Genomic DNA, 15,370 nt, shown 5'->3' on the forward strand with positions numbered 1-15,370 from the left:
GTGCAAGGGTGGGCTCCTCAAAGGAGTGAAAGCGTAAGTCCCATGACCGCTTCCGTGACCGAACTGCACATGATGGACACCTGGGTGTTCTGGCTGGCCGAAACCGCCGCCGCCCGGGCCCTGTACGAGAGCCTGCCCTCGGCTTTGCGGGACGGCGCGGAACTGCGATGCGGGATTACCGGCGCCGAGTTGCGCACCCCGTCGGACGAGGCGGCGGATTGGGTGCGGGGCCACCTGCAGGCGGCTTGAGCTACTCTGGCGGTCTTTCCAAGCTGTGGCGGACCGACATCACGACCACCTCATCAATACCAATGCGATAACGCACGACATACGCCGCCCGCCCGAACCACAGCACCAGTTCACGAACGTCCGGATGACGGGTCGGCCTGCCGCGGCCGGGCAACTGATCCAGTGATCTGATCCCACGTCGGATGAGGTCGTTGGCTTTTGATGCGGCCGCGACATCGCGTTCGAGCAGAAAGCCTACCAGTCGATCGATATCGGCATCGACCGCCAGTAGCGCTCGAACACGATAGATCAACGGCGCTCAGCCCGTTTCGCCTCAATCTTCGCCTCCATCCGGTCAAAGACCTCATCGACCGAATAGGAAATGCCGGTGCGGTCATATTCAGCGAGCCGCGCCATATCTTCCCCCCAGCCGTCGTCCTCAGGCGTTAAAGCCCTATCAACCAGTGACAGAACGAAAGCCTCGGGCGTCAACCCGGCCGACTTCGCGGCCTCCGCCAGCTTTTCGGCGCGGTCCTTGTCCACGTGAATGTCGAAGCCGTCCGCCATGATCGAAGGTTGATCCCGTCCGCCTGGGCCGTCAAGAAAAACGCCCCGGAGGTCATCCGGGGCGTCTTCGTCTCTAGCTGTCCAGGAAGCTGCGCAGCTTCCGGCTCCGCGACGGATGCTTCAGCTTCCGCAGCGCTTTGGCCTCGATCTGCCGGATCCGTTCGCGCGTCACGCTGAACTGCTGGCCGACTTCCTCAAGGGTGTGGTCGGTGTTCATGCCGATGCCGAAGCGCATCCGCAGGACGCGTTCCTCGCGCGGCGTCAGGGACGCCAGCACGCGGGTGGTGGTCTCGCGCAGGTTGCTCTGGATGGCGGCGTCGATCGGCAGGACGGCGTTCTTGTCCTCGATGAAGTCGCCCAGGTGGCTGTCTTCCTCGTCGCCGATCGGGGTTTCGAGCGAGATCGGCTCCTTGGCGATCTTCAGGACCTTGCGCACCTTCTCCAGCGGCATGGCCAGCTTTTCGGCCAGCTCTTCCGGGGTCGGCTCGCGGCCGATCTCGTGCAGCATCTGGCGGCTGGTGCGGACGATCTTGTTGATCGTCTCGATCATGTGGACCGGGATGCGGATGGTCCGCGCCTGGTCGGCGATCGAGCGGGTGATGGCCTGGCGGATCCACCAGGTGGCGTAGGTCGAGAACTTGTAGCCGCGGCGGTACTCGAACTTGTCGACCGCCTTCATCAGGCCGATGTTGCCCTCCTGGATCAGGTCCAGGAACTGCAGGCCGCGGTTGGTGTACTTCTTGGCGATGGAGATCACGAGGCGCAGGTTGGCCTCGACCATTTCCTTCTTGGCCTGGCGGGCCTCGCGCTCGCCCTTCTGCACGGTCTGGACGATGCGGCGGTAGTCGTCGATCGGCACGCCGGTCTCGGTGGCCAGGGCGGCCACTTCCTGACGGATGTCGCTGACCGAATTGACGTCGTTCTCGACGAACTTGGTCCAGCGCACGCCCAGCAGCTTGACCGTCTCCTGCCACTTGGGGTTCAGCTCCTGGCCGAAGTAGGCTTTGAGGAACTCGCCGCGGCTGATGCCGTAGCTGTCGGCCAGGCGCAGCAGACGGCCTTCCAGGGCCATCAGACGCTTGTTGATCGCATACAGCTGCTCGACCAGCGCCTCGATGCGATTGTTGTTCAGCTTCAGGGTCTTCAGCTTGCCGACGATGGCGCTGGAGGCTTCCAGGTAGGCCTTGCGGTCCGCCTCGGTGAGGTCCTCACCGCGCAGCCGGCGCTCGACCAGCTTTTCCTGCAGCGGACGGAAGCCCTCGAACTCGGTGGCGATGGCGTCCAGCGTCTCCATGACGCTCTCGCGCAGTTCGCCTTCCATGGCGCTGACGGTCGGGCCGGCGCCGTCGTCGAAGTCGTCGTCGTCCTCTTCGCCTTCGGCCTTCTCTTCGCCCTCGGCCTTTTCCTCAGGCTCGGCGGCCTCGCCGTCTTCCGACGGGACGATGGGCGGGGCGGCCGGGAACATGACGCCGTAGGTGCCTTCCAGGTCGATGACCTCGCGCAGCAGGATACGGCCGCTACCGAGCTCCTCGCGCCAGACCATGATGGCTTCGAAGGTCAGGGCGCTTTCGCACAGGCCGCGGATCATGGCGTCGCGGCCAGCCTCGATACGCTTGGCGATGGCGATCTCGCCCTCGCGGCTGAGCAGTTCGACACTGCCCATCTCGCGCAGGTACATGCGCACCGGGTCGTCGGTGCGGTCGTAGGCGGCCTTGGTCTCGGCCTCGGTGGTGATCGAGGTCTCTTCGCGGTTGGCCACCGCGCCGCCTTCGCCCTCGCCGGCGTCTTCCTCGGCTTCAACGACGTTGACGCCCATTTCCGACAGCATGGCCAGGGTGTCTTCGATGGCGTCGGGGCTGACCTCTTCCGAGGGCAGCACCTTGTTCAGCTCGTCCATGGTGACGTAGCCGCGGGCCTTGGCCTGCTTGATGAACTTCTTGACCCCAGCATCGGTCAGGTCGAGCAGCGGGCCGTCAGCGGTGGGGGCTTCGGCGGGCTCTTGCGGCTCGGCGGTGGTGTTGCTCATCAAATGTCTCCGATAGCGTCGCAGGACCCGGGGAGTGGGCCGCGCCGCTTAAGAATTTCCTGTACGTCGATCTTTCAGGGTCCGACCGGGCCGAAAGGTTCCCGCAAGCGCCGCACAAGGCCGTGTCAAAACGTCGCAAGTTTCGCGCCAGGTCCGCCATGCGAAAACGCCCCGCGAGGATGTCCCCGTCGGAGTCGATGGCTTTCCGGGCGCCTATGCAACGGCTTTGAGGCCGAAAGTTCAGCGTTCCCAGGGACCAGACGGGCGGCGACTGAAGACATCATTTTCGAGCTGAGGGCGCGCGCTACGGCGGCCCGGTCGATGTCGGTCACAACCTGTGCAAATCCACAATCGGGCAAATGGCGGTCCGGCCCTCTTGAGTCAAGGGGCGAACAACCCTGCAGAGGGATGAAATGTCAGGGCAATTCGCCCGCCATCCACAGGCTGGGCTTAGCGTGTGAGCCCGTCCGGGCGGCGGAACCGGTACCCACTTCCGCCTGACGGGCTCAGTGCTGACCCCGAGCGTTGCCCTGGGCCTTACGCAGACCCGCCGACTTGGCGTCGGTGAAGTCGGCGGTGGCCAGCTTCTTGGTCGGGCTGCTGGTGTCGTGTCCCTGGGCGGCCAACAAGCCGTCGAGACGGGCCTTGGAAGCCTTGAAGCGGGCGACGTCGGCGCCGCTGAGGATCGAGCCGGTCGGCACCTTGGCCCCGATCGGATTGACCCGGGCGTTCTTGAAGAAGATCTCGTAGTGCAGGTGCGGGCCGGTCGAGGCGCCGGTCGAGCCGACGTAGCCGATCACCTGGCCCTGGCTGACGTGCACGCCCGGACGGATGCCCTTGGCGTAGCGCGACATGTGGCCGTAGCCGGTCGAATAGCCGCCACCGTGCTTGATCTTCACCCAGTTGCCGTAGCCGCCATAGCGGCCGGCCATCTCGATGGTGCCGTCGCCGGCCGCCAGGATCGGGGTGCCGCTGCCGGCCCCGAAGTCGATACCCTGGTGCATGCGGCTGTAGCCGAGGATCGGGTGGCGGCGCATGCCGAACTTGCTGGTGATGCGGGCCCCGTCGACCGGCGTGCGCAGCAGGGCCGATTTGATGTTCTTGCCCAGGTCGTCGAAGAACTGGACCTTACCGTCGGTGCGGGTGAAGCCGTAGAACTTCATGCCCTTCACCTGGGCGTACTGCAGGTCGCCGGCTTCGATGGTGCGGCCGCTGTCGGTGACCTTACGGTCGAACACCAGGCAGAATTCGTCGCCTTCCTTGATGTCGCGGCTGAAGTCGATCTTGTGGCTGAACAGCTTGGCGGCCTGGCTGACGATGGCCGAGTTGGCCCCGACGACGCTGGCGCTCTCATGGAAGCTGCCCTTCATCTCGCCGCAGGCGACAGTGGTTTCCTCGCGGACCTCCTCGGCCATTTCGCGCAGGCGCAGGGCGCCGTCGAAGGTGCGCGAGACGGTGATGGTCTTGGCCTGGCCGGTGCGCATGGAAAGGCCGATCAGCCGGGCCGGGCCACGCTTGTTCTCGGGCCGGGCGACGGAGGCGATGAAGTCCATGCCGGCGCGGATGTTGACCGTGTCGACGACCCCCGACAGCGACTTGATCACGGCGCGGGCGTCGGCCTCGCCGACCCCGGTGCGCTGCACGGCGTCTTCCAGGGTCTCGCCGGGGCGGACCTCGACGGCGATGCTCTCACCGCGATTGAAGCCGGGCAGGGCCTCGGCCTGGGCGAAGGCCATGTGTTGCAGGGCCGCGAAGGCGGCGGGGTCCATCGGCGGGGTGATGGTGGTCTGCGCGGGCTCGCCCATGCGCCAGGCCAAGGCCAGGACGGCAAAGCCGGCGACGCCGACAAACAGTTTGGGCGCGATGCGGGTGGTCGGGCGTCGCGGATCAAATTCTTGCATTCATTCCCCCGTCGCGGACCGGGCCTCTCGATAAGGATCGGTCTGTCGCTTCAGAATGGTACGGCTGAGACGCCCCCCAGCAATTCACGGGCCGGTTTTTGCCCGGTTGGCCCATAGAAAGGCAAGCAATATTCAGTGCTTCGGTCCATTTGTCACGCTAGAGGTTAACAAACGGCCGAATGCGGACGGCTTTCAGAGCAGGTCCAGCACCTTCTCCTGCGGCCGGCAAAGCGCCGCCCCCTTGAGCGTGACGACGATCGGGCGGTTTACCAGGATGGGATCGCGGACCATGGCCTCGAGGATGTCGTCCTCGGCCGCGTCCGGCGCGGTGAGGCCCAGCGCCTCGGCCTCGGTGCCGCGAACCCGCAGTATGTCCTTCGCCGAGGCGCCCATGGTCGTCAGCAGGTCCTTCAGCTGAGGCTTGCTCCAGCCGGCCTTCAGGTACTCGACGACGGTTGGTTCGATGCCGCGCTCGCGCAGCAGTTCGAGGGTCTTGCGCGAGGTGCCGCAGGCGGGGTTGTGGAAGACGGTGACGGTCATGCGGGTCTCTCCTTGGGGATCAGCCAGCCCATCAGCGCCCAGGCGGCCAGGGCGCCCAGGACCTGGGCGGCGATGAAGGCCGGGGCGGACGCCGGCGCGATGCCGGCGAAGCTGTCGCTCAGGCTGCGGGCCAGGGTCACCGCGGGGTTGGCGAACGATGTGGAGGCGGTGAACCAGTAGGCGGCGGTGATGTACAGCCCGACGATCATCGCCACCTGATCGGGGCGCCATCGCGCGGCGCCCAGGATGGCGACCACCAGCCCGAAGGCGGCGACCGCCTCGCTGAACCACTGGCCCGGGCCGGCCCGGACATGCTGGGAGACCTGCCAGACCGGCAGGTCGAACATGGCGTGGGCGACCCAGACACCGGCGACGGCGCCGAGAAGCTGGACGAGGACGTAGGAGAGGGCGTCCCCGGGCGAGATCTCACGCCGCAGGGCCATCACCAGGGTCACGACGGGGTTGAAATGGGCCCCGGAGATCGGGCCGAAGGCGGTGATGAGGACGACCAGCGCCGCCCCGGTGGCGATGGCGTTGGCCAGCAGGGCCAGGGCGACGTTTCCGCCGGCCAGGCGTTCGGCCATGACGCCGGAGCCGACCACGGCGGCCAGCAGCAGGGCGGTTCCCAGGGCCTCGGCGGCCAGGCGTCGGGTGCTTGTCATCGGCTCAGCAGGATTTGGCGGCGCAGGCGCTGCCTTGCGCGGCGGCGATGGCCGGGGCGCAGATGGCCGGCTCCCCGCCGCAACAGTCCTCCATCAGGAAGGCCAGCAGGGATCCCATGGCCTCATAGTCGGCGCGGTAGATGATCGAGCGGCCATCGCGGCGCGAGGCGGCCAGGCCGGCCTGGGTCAGGATGCCGAGGTTGGACGACAGGGTGTTGGCCAGCATGCCGGCCGCCCGGCCGATCTCCCCGGCCGCCATGCCCGCCGGCCCGGCCCGGACCAGCAGCCGAAAGATGGCCAGCCGCCCCGGATGGGCCAGGGCGGAAAGGGCGGACACGGCGTCGGTTTGTTCCATGCTTCCGGAATAGCCGAAAGAAGCGAGTCCGGCGAGACCGGACTCGCTGTTCGCTTCACCCACAGCAGGCGCCGGCGGTTGGGGCGGCGGCCGCCTCGTCGCGGGGCTCATCCTCGCCGTAGCGAGTGGCTTCGCCGAAAGTGTGGAAGGTCTCCCAGCGCACGCCGGAAGGATCGACTACCCAGCTCTTGTCCGACTTGGCGTAGCAGCAGGTGGTGGCTTCCTGGTCGAAGGTCGTTTCGCCGGCCGCCTTCAGGCGGGTGGCGATCTGCGCCAGTTCGGCGGTGTTGTCCGCCTGGACCCCGACGTGGTCGATGCCGGCCAGCCGGCCGCGCCGTGAGATCGCCAAGTTCACGCTCGGATCATCGAGCATCCACTTGGCGTAGTCGTCCTTCACCACCGCCGGCTGGGCGCCGAACAGGGTGGAATAGAAGCCGATCGACCGGCTGAGGTCATCGACGGCGATGTGCAGGTGCAGGCGTTTCATGGGGCTCTCCATATTTCGATAATTCAGGAAATATGGAATTATATGAAGGGTGTCAAGCCGGGCCGATCACCACCGCACGATCGCCTTGCCGGTCACCCCGGTCGAACCGCTCGTGCCCCAGGGCATCAGCGGAATGATCGGGCCGGGCAGGGGCCGGGCGCCGGCGGGCCAGCTTTCCAGCACCGTGCCGTAGTCGACCTCCGCCAGCCCCGCGTCCGGCTTCACCGGCCGGAAGGAAAGGGTGATCGGCAGGCTGGGGCCGACCCAGCGCAGGTGATAGGTTTCCCCGGGCTTGGCGAGCCATGTTGTCGGCTGGCCCTGCAGGGTGACGTCCTTCACGGCGGCGCTCAGCTTGAGGTTCATCCGCGCGATCCGGGCTCCCGGCGGCGGGGTCAGCACGACGGTCACCCGGCCGTCCGGTTCGATGCGGCTCGCCAGGGTGGGGGCGGCGACCGGCGTGGTCGGGGCCGGAACCATGAAGGCGGGTTGGTCGTAGAGCGGCGGCAGGCTGGCCTTGACCATGTCCTTGGCGGCGATGTCCGTGAACGGCCGGCCGAGTGGCTTGTCGTCCATGAAGGCCAGCCAGGCCTTGCCCGCATGGCTGTCGGTCGCATGGGTGACGCTGTAGGCACGGGGATAGCGCCCGCTCCAGGGATTCGCGGACCCGGCCATGGCCAGGCCATAGCCGATGACGACGGCCACGAGGGTGATGGCGTAGACCATCGGCCGGGCCTTCTCGTTCCAGCCTGCCTCGCCGTGCTGGGCCGGCAGGGCCAGCGGCCACAGCACGAAGCTGGCCAGCAGGGCGAAAACCCCGAGCAGGGCCGGGAAGTCGAGCCCCTGCGCCGTCAGGTGGACATAGACCCCCAGCCAGCCGCAGACGATGGCGGCGATCACCGCCAGCAGCGAAGTCCAGCGCCCATCGGCGCCCCACCGGCTGGCCATCGCCCCGAACGCCGCCAGGGTCAGGGGCCAGGCGACCAGGAAGGCGGTCTGCGGCGCGAAGACCTGCAGCGCCACGGCGAGGACAAGGCCGAGGCACAGCACGCCGGCCCAGGCGGTGTTGCGCGGCACGGGCCGTCCGACCACCGCCATGGCGAGCAGGCCGGCGGCGACGCCCAGCCCCAGCCCGATCGGATCGAAGCCGCCGAACAGGCTGCTGGCCGCGCCGATGATCGCGCCGGCCGGCAACAGGAGCCAGCGCCGCTTGGCGGGCAGGCCGATGCTCATCGGAACGATCAGGGTCAGCCCCAGGCCGATGACGAAGATGGCCGCCTCCCACAGCGGCCAGCCGGCGAGGATGGCGCGCTGCTCCATGAAGCCGAAGCCGACGCCGGTGGCGCGCCGGACCAGGTTCAGCGCCAGCGCCACCTCGACCAGCACCAGCAGGCCGCCGGCCGCGCCTTTCAGGCCGTCACGCCAGTCCAGCCGCTCGCCGGCAGCGCGCGCCCGCCGCCCGGCCAGGATCAACAGGCCGCCGCACAGGGCCAGCACCAGCCAGCCCATGACCGGCGGATAGGCCAGCACATGGTCGCCGAAGGTCTGGCTGTAGACGGCGCTGGGGGCCTTGCCGGGCAGCTTGGGGGCGAAGGCCAGGTCGCCCGAGGCGGCCAGCACCTGCTCGCCCATCGACTGCACCGAGCCCGGATCGAGATTGGCCACCGTCGAGGTCGGCGAGTGGTAGTCGAACTGGCGGCCGATGAAGGCGAAGTTCAGGCCGCTGAGGCCCATCCGCTTGGGCACGGAGAAGTCGGTGTCGTTGGGCATCTTCTCATAGAGGAAGACGGCCAGGGCGCTGCTGATCGGCCCCTTGGCGCCGGCCTTGAAGCGGTCGATCAGGGCGCCGTTGTCGGCCCCGGTCTCGAACATGTTGGCCCGGCCGCCGCCGCCGCGCGCCTCCATGTTGATGATCAGGCCCGTGTGCTTGGCCAACGGGTGCTGGCCGAAGAAGGCCTCGGCGCCGCTGAGGCCCCACTCCTCGCCGTCGGTGATCAGGACGATGACGTCGCGGGCCGGTGTTCCCTTGGCCTTGAGGGCGCGGATGACTTCGAGCGTGACGCCGACGCCGGTTGCGTCGTCGGCGGCGCCGGGCGAGCCGGGCACGCTGTCGTAGTGGCTCATCAGGATCAGGGCCGGGAGGCTGCGGTCCCTGCCGGGCAGCACGCCGATCAGGTTCTGGACATGGGCCCCGGCCAGCCATTGCGGATAGTCGGGCGAAGAACTGAGGGCGTTGGTCTCCTGGACGGTCGGCGACAGGTCCAGCTCGGTCAGCCGGCCCAGCAGGTAGTCGCGGACCTTGGCGTTGGCGGGCGAGGCGATCGGGTGCGGCTCGCGGGCGATGACGGCGATGTCGCGCAGGGCCCGCCCGGCGGAGAAGGCGCCGGCTGGCGCGCCGGCCGGCGCGGGCTTCGGCGTGATGGTCCCCTGCCAGGCCAGCAGGGCCGCTCCCAGCAGCGCCAGCGCCAGCCAGCCGCTCCGCATCCAGTCCTTGCTCATGACGTCTCCCCTTGGCGCGCAGGGGGCCATGACGCCCGGCCTGGCGCAAGGGGCGGGTTGGGCTCGGCCGGGGCGAAGGTTGCATTGGGGCCGCCGGCCATCTCACATGCGGCCATGCGCCTGGCGTCCGTCCTTTCGATTCTGCTTGTCGCCGTGCTGGCAGGCGCCGCCGCGCCTCGCGCCAAGCCGGTCGTCGTCGAAGCCGATTGGGCGGTCCCGCCCAGCGGCGCGGACGTTGATCGGTTCTATCCCGAAGCGGCGCTGAAGGCCGGGGTCGGAGGCACGGCCAAGATTCGCTGTACGATCACGGTCGAGGGCCGGCTGACCAAATGCGTCGTCACCGAAGAGACGCCGGCCGGTTACGGGTTCGGCGCGGCGTCGCTGCGCATCCTGGCCAACGCCAGGATCAGGCCCAAGACCATCGACGGCAAGCCGGTCGAGACCGAGGAGCTGGTGCCGATGAGTTTCACCCTGCCGGAAGGCCCCTATCAGGAGGCGATCTCGATGCCCGGTTGGGAGGAAAGGTTGGCCTGTCTCGGCTTGGCGCTCGACGACCTGGAGGCCAATCCTGGTCGCCGCGCCCGGGCCTTCGCTGACTTCTGGTACAGCATGGCCAGCACCGAACTCATCGAGGGCCAGACAGGCGTTGGCGACTTCCTGGGCGAGGTTGACCAGGCCCGGAACCGGGCGGCCCGGCTGCGCGGCGATCCCGCCCAGGTCCGGCAGCGCCAGAGCTGCGCGGCGCTGATCGAGGCGATGCGGCCGGCCCTTGGGGCGTCGCGTCCATGATCGCGCTCGCCGTCGGTCTCCTCCTCTGGTCCAGCGCGCCGGCTGGCGCCGCGGGGGAACAGCTGGCCCCGGGATCGCTGGAGGACTGCCTTGCCTGGAGCATGGCCGAGCTTGAAGGGGCCGATGACGGCAATCGGGCCCGGCGTGGCGCGGCGGTCAGCTCCCTGTTGAGCGCCCATTTCTCGGACATGCTGGAGCGGGGCGCCCCGTCCGAAGAGATCGTTCGCCGCCAGCGGGCCCTGCTGAGGATCGCAAAGGCGCGGCGGGAGGCCGGCGGCGGGGAGGCGGCCCGGGCCGTCTGCGAGAAGGCGTTCCCGCCGACCGTCCGGATACCCTGAAAACCGAAAACGCCCGCCGGTGAGGGCGGGCGTCTCCGTCGTCGAAACTCAGAAAACTCAGGCGGCGACGACGCCGTCCTGCGGGTCGCGCAGCACGTAGCCGCGGCCCCAGACCGTCTCGATGTGGTGCTGGCCGCCGCTGGCCGTGGCCAGCTTCTTGCGCAGCTTGCAGATGAAGACGTCGATGATCTTCAGCTCCGGCTCGTCCATGCCGCCGTACAGGTGGTTGAGGAACATCTCCTTGGTCAGGGTCGTGCCCTTGCGCAGGGAGAGCAGCTCCAGCATCTGGTATTCCTTGCCGGTCAGGTGGACGCGGGCGCCCGCGACTTCGACCGTCTTGGCGTCCAGGTTCACGGCGATCTCGCCGGTGTTGATGACCGCCTGGGCGTGGCCTTTGGAGCGACGGACCACCGCATGGATGCGGGCGACCATCTCGTCCTTGTGGAAGGGCTTGGTCATGTAGTCGTCGGCGCCGCCGCCGAGCGTCTTGACCTTGGTGTCGATCTCCGCCGTGCCCGACAGGATCATGATCGGGGTGTTGATCTTGCCGTTGCGCAGGGTCCGCAGGACGTCCATGCCGCTCATGTCGGGCAGGTTGAGGTCCAAGAGGATGAGGTCGTAGTCGTAGATCTTGCCCAGATCGACGCCTTCCTCGCCCAGGTCCGTCGTGTAGACGTTGAACCCTTCGGACTTGAGCATGAGTTCGATCGTCTGCGCCGTGGCGCTGTCGTCCTCGATCAGCAGAACCCGCATCAATATCTCTCCCCGCGCCCAGCGGCCCGTAAAAATCTTGCACCGGGCGGAATCCGCCGCCCCTGCCCGCCGTTAACTTCCGGCGGGGTCGGTTTAAGACTGGTTAATGGTGAACGGCCCGTTGGAAAGAATCGTTAAGCCGATTTGCGAATCGGGGGCAAGCGGGTGATTCCGCAACACGAGTCCTGCTTGAGTTGACTCTTTCGTGATCGGTCGTCCGGGGGTCTCGAAAGCCTTACGGCACAGGGGTTGGGCGAGGTTGTGGCGGCAATGACTCACAATGTGGGCGCGACGCTTTGACTCAAGCCGGCCGGCGACGGGATGTCGCGGCCAAATTAAGGGGTCAGGCGGCCGCCCGGGGGAAAACGCCGGCCCGCCAGAGCGAGGAGGCCGGTTTCTTGCCGATCTTTTCGCCGATCCAGCCGGCGGTTTCGATCAGGCCGTTAAGATCGAGGCCGGTTTCGAAGCCGGCGCGCTCCAGCATGTAGACCAGGTCCTCGGTCCCGATGTTGCCCGTGGCGTTGGGAGCGAAGGGGCAGCCGCCCAGGCCGCCGACCGAGGCGTCCAGCACATCAACCCCGGCCTCGACGCCGGCGAAGGCGTTGGCCAGGCCGGTGTTGCGGGTGTCGTGGAAATGCAGGCGCAGCTTGGTGTCGCCGGTGACGGCGCGGACGGCCTCGACGGCGCGCCGGACGGTCCAGGGGTCGGCCACCCCGATGGTGTCGGCCAGGGCGATCTCATCGACGTTCAAGGCGGCCCCGGCCCGGGCGATGGAGACGACGGTGTCCAGCGGCACTTCGCCATCGAACGGACAGCCGAAGGCGACCGAGACGGTCAGGGTGATCGGCGGCCCGCCATTGGCCGCCTTGCTGGCGGCGATGGCGGCCAGGGTGTCGAGTTGCTCGGCGACCGAGGCGCCCTGGTTGCGGATGCCGAAGCCGTCGCTGGCGCAGACCACGACGTTGGCCTCGTCGCAGGCGGCGGCGACGCAGCGGTCCCAGCCGCGTTCGTTGAGCACCAGGCCGATGCGGCTGCGGGTGGGATCGACGGGCAGGGCGGCCATGATCTCCTCGGCGCCGGCCATCTGCGGCACGCGCTTGGGGTTCACGAAGCTGACCACCTCCTGGCGTTTGACGCCGCAGGCCTCCAGCCGGGTGATCAGCTCCACCTTGTCGGCGACCTCCAGGATCGCCTTCTCGTTCTGCAGGCCATCGCGGGCGCCCACTTCGACGATTTCGATCAGGCGGGTCATTCGGCTGTCTCTTCCTTCAACGCATCACGGTTCACGTCCGGCGCCACCGGGCCCCGCGAGGCGGGGGTGGCGGCGGCCGGCTGGCGGGCCAGGTCGGTGGCGCGCGGCAGGCCCCGATAGATGGTCAGGTCCATCTCGTCGCCCTTGGCGTAGTTGAACCCCTTCAGGCGGGTGATCGGATCAATGGGCACGCCCTGCGCCTTCATCAAGGCCAGGAATTCCTTCTGCTCCCGCTTTTCGACGATTGCGGGGCGGCCCTCGGCCAGGGCGCGGACGGCGTCCTCGGGGCCGCCGAGGCCGGCGCGGGTGCCGAGCGCGAAGACCAGGCTGGGCTCGGAATAGCCGGCCGTCTCGATGGGCCCGGGCGTGCGGCCGACCTGGGGGTCGAGACCGGTGCGCTTCAGCGCCATGGCCAGGCGCGGGGCCAGCCACAGAGGCTCCAGCCGGGGCATCAGCTGGCCGACCAGCAGGGCGTGGCCGAGGGCGCCGATGACGCCGACGGCCAACACCGTTTGCAGGTTGGACCTGCGGTAGAGCATCACGCCGCCGACGATAGCCGTGGCCAGGAAGACGGCGGCCGTGGCGATGGCCCAGAGGAGGTCCGGGCCGTCGCCGAATTCGGTCATGCCGTAGATGGCGACGCCGGCCAGCACGACGCTGGCCAGGCCCAGCAGGGCGACCCCGGCGATGCGGCTCCAGCGCTGCGGCGCGGCCATGATGGCGGCGGCGATCAGCCAGTAGGCGGCGGCGTGGGTCGGCAGGGTGTAGTGCGGCAGCTTGGTGGGGAGAATCTCGAACAGCAGCCAGGTGGGGATCAGCCAGCAGAGGGCGAAGCGGACGCCCGGATCGGTCCGCTGCTTCCAGGCCAGCATGACGGCGGCCGGGACCAGCAGGATCCAGGGGAACAGGATCAGGGGTGAGATCAGCAGGTGGTAGCCGATCGGGCCGCCGTGCCGCTCGTGGCCGCCGACCAGCTTGGGGGCCAGGTCGCCGCCGATGGCCGAGCCCCAGAAGGCCCCGTCGGTGGCGACGCTGATGGCCAGGGCCCAGGGGCCGCAGATGCCGAGGATCAGCACCAGCCCCCAGCCCCAGCCGATGTCCTTCATCCAGCCGGCCTTGCGGTCCCAGGCCCACAGCGCCGCCAGGGTCAGCAGCAGGACCATCAGCACCACCGGCCCCTTGACCAGCATGCCGATGGCTATGGCCAGCCAGAGGATCAGCTTGGTTCGCCAGCTTGGGGGCGGCGCGCCGCTGCGATGGGCGGCGTACATCCGGGCCAGGGCGGCGAGGGCGATGGTGGCGCAGGCGGCCAGGACCGAGTCGGTCTTGGCGATGAAGGCCTCGGTGCTGAGCAGGAAGCTCGAGCCGAACATGGCCCCGGCCAGCAGGGCCGTGCGCTCGTTCCAGAAGGCCCTCGCCCCCCAGACACAGGCGGCGGCGGCCAGCATGGCCCCGATCAGCGAGGGCAGGCGGTAGGGCCAGATGTCGCGGTTCTCGACGTCCGAAAACAGGGCGACGCTGATCGCCTGCATCCAGTGAATGCCGACCGGCTTCTTGTCGCGCGGCCGGTCCTGGAAGTTGATGGCGACATAGTCGTCGCTCTCCAGCATCTGGGCGGTGGCCTGGCTGAAGCGGGCCTCGTCGCGGTCGATCGGCGGCATGGCCATCAGGCCGGGCAGGCCGGCGAGAAAGGCGACAAAGGCCGCGACCAGCGGGCCGCGCCAGCCCTTGGCCAGCATGTCCAGACGGGATTCGAGGCTCATGGCGTGGTTGATAGCACTGGCGATTGGCCTCGCATAACTCCGCACTCTCAATCTCCGATCATCCCGACGAAACGAAGTCCGGCGCCAGCCAAAGTCGGGACCCAGCTGGCAAACCAGAAGACAGGCTGGCGCTGATCAGAGCCGAGCCCCGTCCGCCTGTGGACACTGGGCCCCGACTTGCGTCGGGATGATCGGAAGACGGGGAATTTCCACTTCCGCCAAACCCGCTCTATTAGGGGCTTATGAGCACCCCCGACTATTCGATCGTCGTGCCCGTCTATGACGAGGGCGAGGCCGCCCCGCTTCTGGCCCGCGAGATCGCCGCCGCCTTCGGCGACCGATCCTACGAGCTTATCTTTGTAAATGACGCCAGCAAGGACGACACCCAGGCCCGGCTGACGGCGCTGAAGGCCGAGATCCCGCAGCTGCGGGTGCTCAGCCACCGCAAGAACAGCGGCCAGAGCCGGGCCATCCGCTCGGGCATCCTGGAGGCCCGGGGCCCGATCATCGTCACCCTCGACGGCGACGGCCAGAACGACCCGGCCGACGCCCCGCGCCTGGCCGAGCGGCTGAAGGCCTCGCCCATCGAACTCGCGCTGGTCGGCGGCGAGCGGGTCAAGCGCCAGGACTCTGAGGCCAAGCGCTGGGCCAGCCGTTGGGCCAACCGCATCCGCCGGGGCCTGCTGAAGGACCATGCCAACGACACCGGCTGCGGGCTGAAGGCCTTCCGCCGCGAGGCCTTCCTGCGGCTTCCCTACTTCGACCACATCCATCGCTACCTGCCCGCCCTGATGCTGCGCGAGGGCTATGAGGTGGCGTTCGAGCCGGTCAACCACCGCCACCGCGAGACCGGGGTCTCGAAGTACAACAACTGGGGCCGGCTCAAGGCCTCGGTCAGCGACCTGCTGGGCGTCATGTGGCTCAACACCCGGGCGCGCAATCCGCTGGGTGTGGACGAGGTCTAGGGCCTCCTCTCGGGGTGGTTTGTCGGATCGAAGCGATCATAGCACGGACGTCGGGCCGGCGCTTCGGTGTTTATTGTGGTTATTCAACAGGTTGAAGGGGCGCATAGGGCCTACCGGACACCCTTCTTAGGACGGCATTTGACGCCGACCCAACCCATCGAAGACCTCCCTTTGACCGATGGTGAGAGGGGACACATTGAATTGCCGCGCACCGTTGGATGGGCTCTGTCGACGGCGCCCGCGGCAAT

General features: G+C 68.2%; 16 protein-coding genes. 4 read left to right on the plus strand and 12 right to left on the minus strand.

Annotated features, from left to right (window positions below):
• Positions 1-42 precede the first annotated feature (42 nt).
• Complete coding sequence (locus AC1RSK_RS09945; RefSeq protein ID WP_492907345.1) at positions 43-249, plus strand: hypothetical protein; 207 nt, start codon at positions 43-45, stop codon at positions 247-249.
• A gap of 1 nt (position 250) precedes the next feature.
• Here AC1RSK_RS09945 and AC1RSK_RS09950 read toward each other — a convergent pair whose 3' ends face one another.
• From AC1RSK_RS09950 to AC1RSK_RS09990, 9 genes are all read right to left on the minus strand, one after another.
• Positions 251-541: a type II toxin-antitoxin system RelE/ParE family toxin gene (locus AC1RSK_RS09950; RefSeq protein ID WP_492907346.1), complete on the minus strand. Its 291-nt coding sequence runs from the start codon at positions 539-541 to the stop codon at positions 251-253.
• Positions 538-795, minus strand: coding sequence for a hypothetical protein (locus tag AC1RSK_RS09955; protein ID WP_492907347.1), 258 nt, complete (start codon positions 793-795; stop codon positions 538-540). The genes AC1RSK_RS09950 and AC1RSK_RS09955 overlap by 4 nt, the downstream gene beginning before the upstream one ends.
• A 73-nt stretch (positions 796-868) precedes the next feature.
• Positions 869-2,821 carry an RNA polymerase sigma factor RpoD gene (gene rpoD / locus AC1RSK_RS09960; protein WP_492907348.1) on the minus strand — a complete coding sequence of 651 codons (1,953 nt, stop codon included), beginning with the start codon at positions 2,819-2,821 and terminating at the stop codon, positions 869-871.
• A 506-nt stretch (positions 2,822-3,327) separates the two neighbouring features.
• Positions 3,328-4,722, minus strand: a complete 1,395-nt coding sequence (locus AC1RSK_RS09965; RefSeq protein ID WP_492907349.1) for a M23 family metallopeptidase — start codon at positions 4,720-4,722, stop codon at positions 3,328-3,330.
• Between the two features lie 192 nt (positions 4,723-4,914).
• Complete coding sequence (gene arsC / locus AC1RSK_RS09970) at positions 4,915-5,262, minus strand: arsenate reductase (glutaredoxin) (RefSeq protein ID WP_492907351.1); 348 nt, start codon at positions 5,260-5,262, stop codon at positions 4,915-4,917.
• Positions 5,259-5,924: an aquaporin gene (locus AC1RSK_RS09975; protein WP_492907352.1), complete on the minus strand. Its 666-nt coding sequence runs from the start codon at positions 5,922-5,924 to the stop codon at positions 5,259-5,261. The genes arsC and AC1RSK_RS09975 overlap by 4 nt, the downstream gene beginning before the upstream one ends.
• A 4-nt stretch (positions 5,925-5,928) precedes the next feature.
• Complete coding sequence (locus AC1RSK_RS09980; RefSeq protein ID WP_492907353.1) at positions 5,929-6,279, minus strand: ArsR/SmtB family transcription factor; 351 nt, start codon at positions 6,277-6,279, stop codon at positions 5,929-5,931.
• A 55-nt stretch (positions 6,280-6,334) separates the two neighbouring features.
• Positions 6,335-6,766, minus strand: coding sequence for an ArsI/CadI family heavy metal resistance metalloenzyme (locus AC1RSK_RS09985; protein ID WP_492907354.1), 432 nt, complete (start codon positions 6,764-6,766; stop codon positions 6,335-6,337).
• A 66-nt stretch (positions 6,767-6,832) separates the two neighbouring features.
• The gene (locus tag AC1RSK_RS09990; protein ID WP_492907355.1) at positions 6,833-9,262 is read right to left on the minus strand and encodes a M20/M25/M40 family metallo-hydrolase; all 2,430 of its coding nucleotides are present in this window, start codon (positions 9,260-9,262) and stop codon (positions 6,833-6,835) included.
• Positions 9,263-9,376: 114 nt separating this feature from the next.
• On the opposite strand from AC1RSK_RS09990, the gene AC1RSK_RS09995 reads away from it, so the two are divergent.
• A complete protein-coding gene (locus tag AC1RSK_RS09995; RefSeq protein WP_492907356.1) occupies positions 9,377-10,051 on the plus strand; it encodes an energy transducer TonB in 675 nt (224 codons plus the stop codon).
• A complete protein-coding gene (locus AC1RSK_RS10000; protein WP_492907357.1) occupies positions 10,048-10,389 on the plus strand; it encodes a hypothetical protein in 342 nt (113 codons plus the stop codon). The genes AC1RSK_RS09995 and AC1RSK_RS10000 overlap by 4 nt, the downstream gene beginning before the upstream one ends.
• A 57-nt stretch (positions 10,390-10,446) precedes the next feature.
• Here AC1RSK_RS10000 and ctrA read toward each other — a convergent pair whose 3' ends face one another.
• The 3 genes from ctrA to AC1RSK_RS10015 form a co-directional block, all read right to left on the minus strand.
• Entirely contained in the window at positions 10,447-11,142 is a 696-nt protein-coding gene (gene ctrA, locus AC1RSK_RS10005) for a response regulator transcription factor CtrA (RefSeq protein ID WP_492907358.1), read from the minus strand.
• Between the two features lie 343 nt (positions 11,143-11,485).
• Complete coding sequence (locus tag AC1RSK_RS10010) at positions 11,486-12,394, minus strand: hydroxymethylglutaryl-CoA lyase (protein ID WP_492907359.1); 909 nt, start codon at positions 12,392-12,394, stop codon at positions 11,486-11,488.
• Entirely contained in the window at positions 12,391-14,157 is a 1,767-nt protein-coding gene (locus tag AC1RSK_RS10015) for an ArnT family glycosyltransferase (protein ID WP_492907360.1), read from the minus strand. The genes AC1RSK_RS10010 and AC1RSK_RS10015 overlap by 4 nt, the downstream gene beginning before the upstream one ends.
• A gap of 242 nt (positions 14,158-14,399) precedes the next feature.
• Here AC1RSK_RS10015 and AC1RSK_RS10020 point away from each other — a divergent pair, with 242 nt between their 5' ends.
• Positions 14,400-15,122, plus strand: coding sequence for a glycosyltransferase family 2 protein (locus AC1RSK_RS10020; protein ID WP_492907361.1), 723 nt, complete (start codon positions 14,400-14,402; stop codon positions 15,120-15,122).
• Positions 15,123-15,370: the final 248 nt, after the last annotated feature.

It is taken from the genome of Caulobacter sp. GW821-FHT11A05, assembly GCF_058809015.1.

Excerpts from the sequence above, each read along its gene's own strand:
- AC1RSK_RS09990 (WP_492907355.1), bottom strand. The coding sequence starts at position 9,262 with ATGAGCAAGGACTGGATGCGGAGCGGCTGGCTGGCGCTGGCGCTGCTG.
- arsC (WP_492907351.1), bottom strand. The coding sequence starts at position 5,262 with ATGACCGTCACCGTCTTCCACAACCCCGCCTGCGGCACCTCGCGCAAG.
- AC1RSK_RS09975 (WP_492907352.1), bottom strand. The coding sequence starts at position 5,924 with ATGACAAGCACCCGACGCCTGGCCGCCGAGGCCCTGGGAACCGCCCTG.
- AC1RSK_RS09985 (WP_492907354.1), bottom strand. The coding sequence starts at position 6,766 with ATGAAACGCCTGCACCTGCACATCGCCGTCGATGACCTCAGCCGGTCG.
- AC1RSK_RS10015 (WP_492907360.1), bottom strand. The coding sequence starts at position 14,157 with ATGAGCCTCGAATCCCGTCTGGACATGCTGGCCAAGGGCTGGCGCGGC.
- AC1RSK_RS10000 (WP_492907357.1), top strand. The coding sequence starts at position 10,048 with ATGATCGCGCTCGCCGTCGGTCTCCTCCTCTGGTCCAGCGCGCCGGCT.
- rpoD (WP_492907348.1), bottom strand. The coding sequence starts at position 2,821 with ATGAGCAACACCACCGCCGAGCCGCAAGAGCCCGCCGAAGCCCCCACC.
- AC1RSK_RS09995 (WP_492907356.1), top strand. The coding sequence starts at position 9,377 with ATGCGCCTGGCGTCCGTCCTTTCGATTCTGCTTGTCGCCGTGCTGGCA.
- AC1RSK_RS09955 (WP_492907347.1), bottom strand. The coding sequence starts at position 795 with ATGGCGGACGGCTTCGACATTCACGTGGACAAGGACCGCGCCGAAAAG.
- ctrA (WP_492907358.1), bottom strand. The coding sequence starts at position 11,142 with ATGCGGGTTCTGCTGATCGAGGACGACAGCGCCACGGCGCAGACGATC.
- AC1RSK_RS10010 (WP_492907359.1), bottom strand. The coding sequence starts at position 12,394 with ATGACCCGCCTGATCGAAATCGTCGAAGTGGGCGCCCGCGATGGCCTG.
- AC1RSK_RS10020 (WP_492907361.1), top strand. The coding sequence starts at position 14,400 with ATGAGCACCCCCGACTATTCGATCGTCGTGCCCGTCTATGACGAGGGC.
- AC1RSK_RS09980 (WP_492907353.1), bottom strand. The coding sequence starts at position 6,279 with ATGGAACAAACCGACGCCGTGTCCGCCCTTTCCGCCCTGGCCCATCCG.
- AC1RSK_RS09945 (WP_492907345.1), top strand. The coding sequence starts at position 43 with ATGACCGCTTCCGTGACCGAACTGCACATGATGGACACCTGGGTGTTC.
- AC1RSK_RS09965 (WP_492907349.1), bottom strand. The coding sequence starts at position 4,722 with ATGCAAGAATTTGATCCGCGACGCCCGACCACCCGCATCGCGCCCAAA.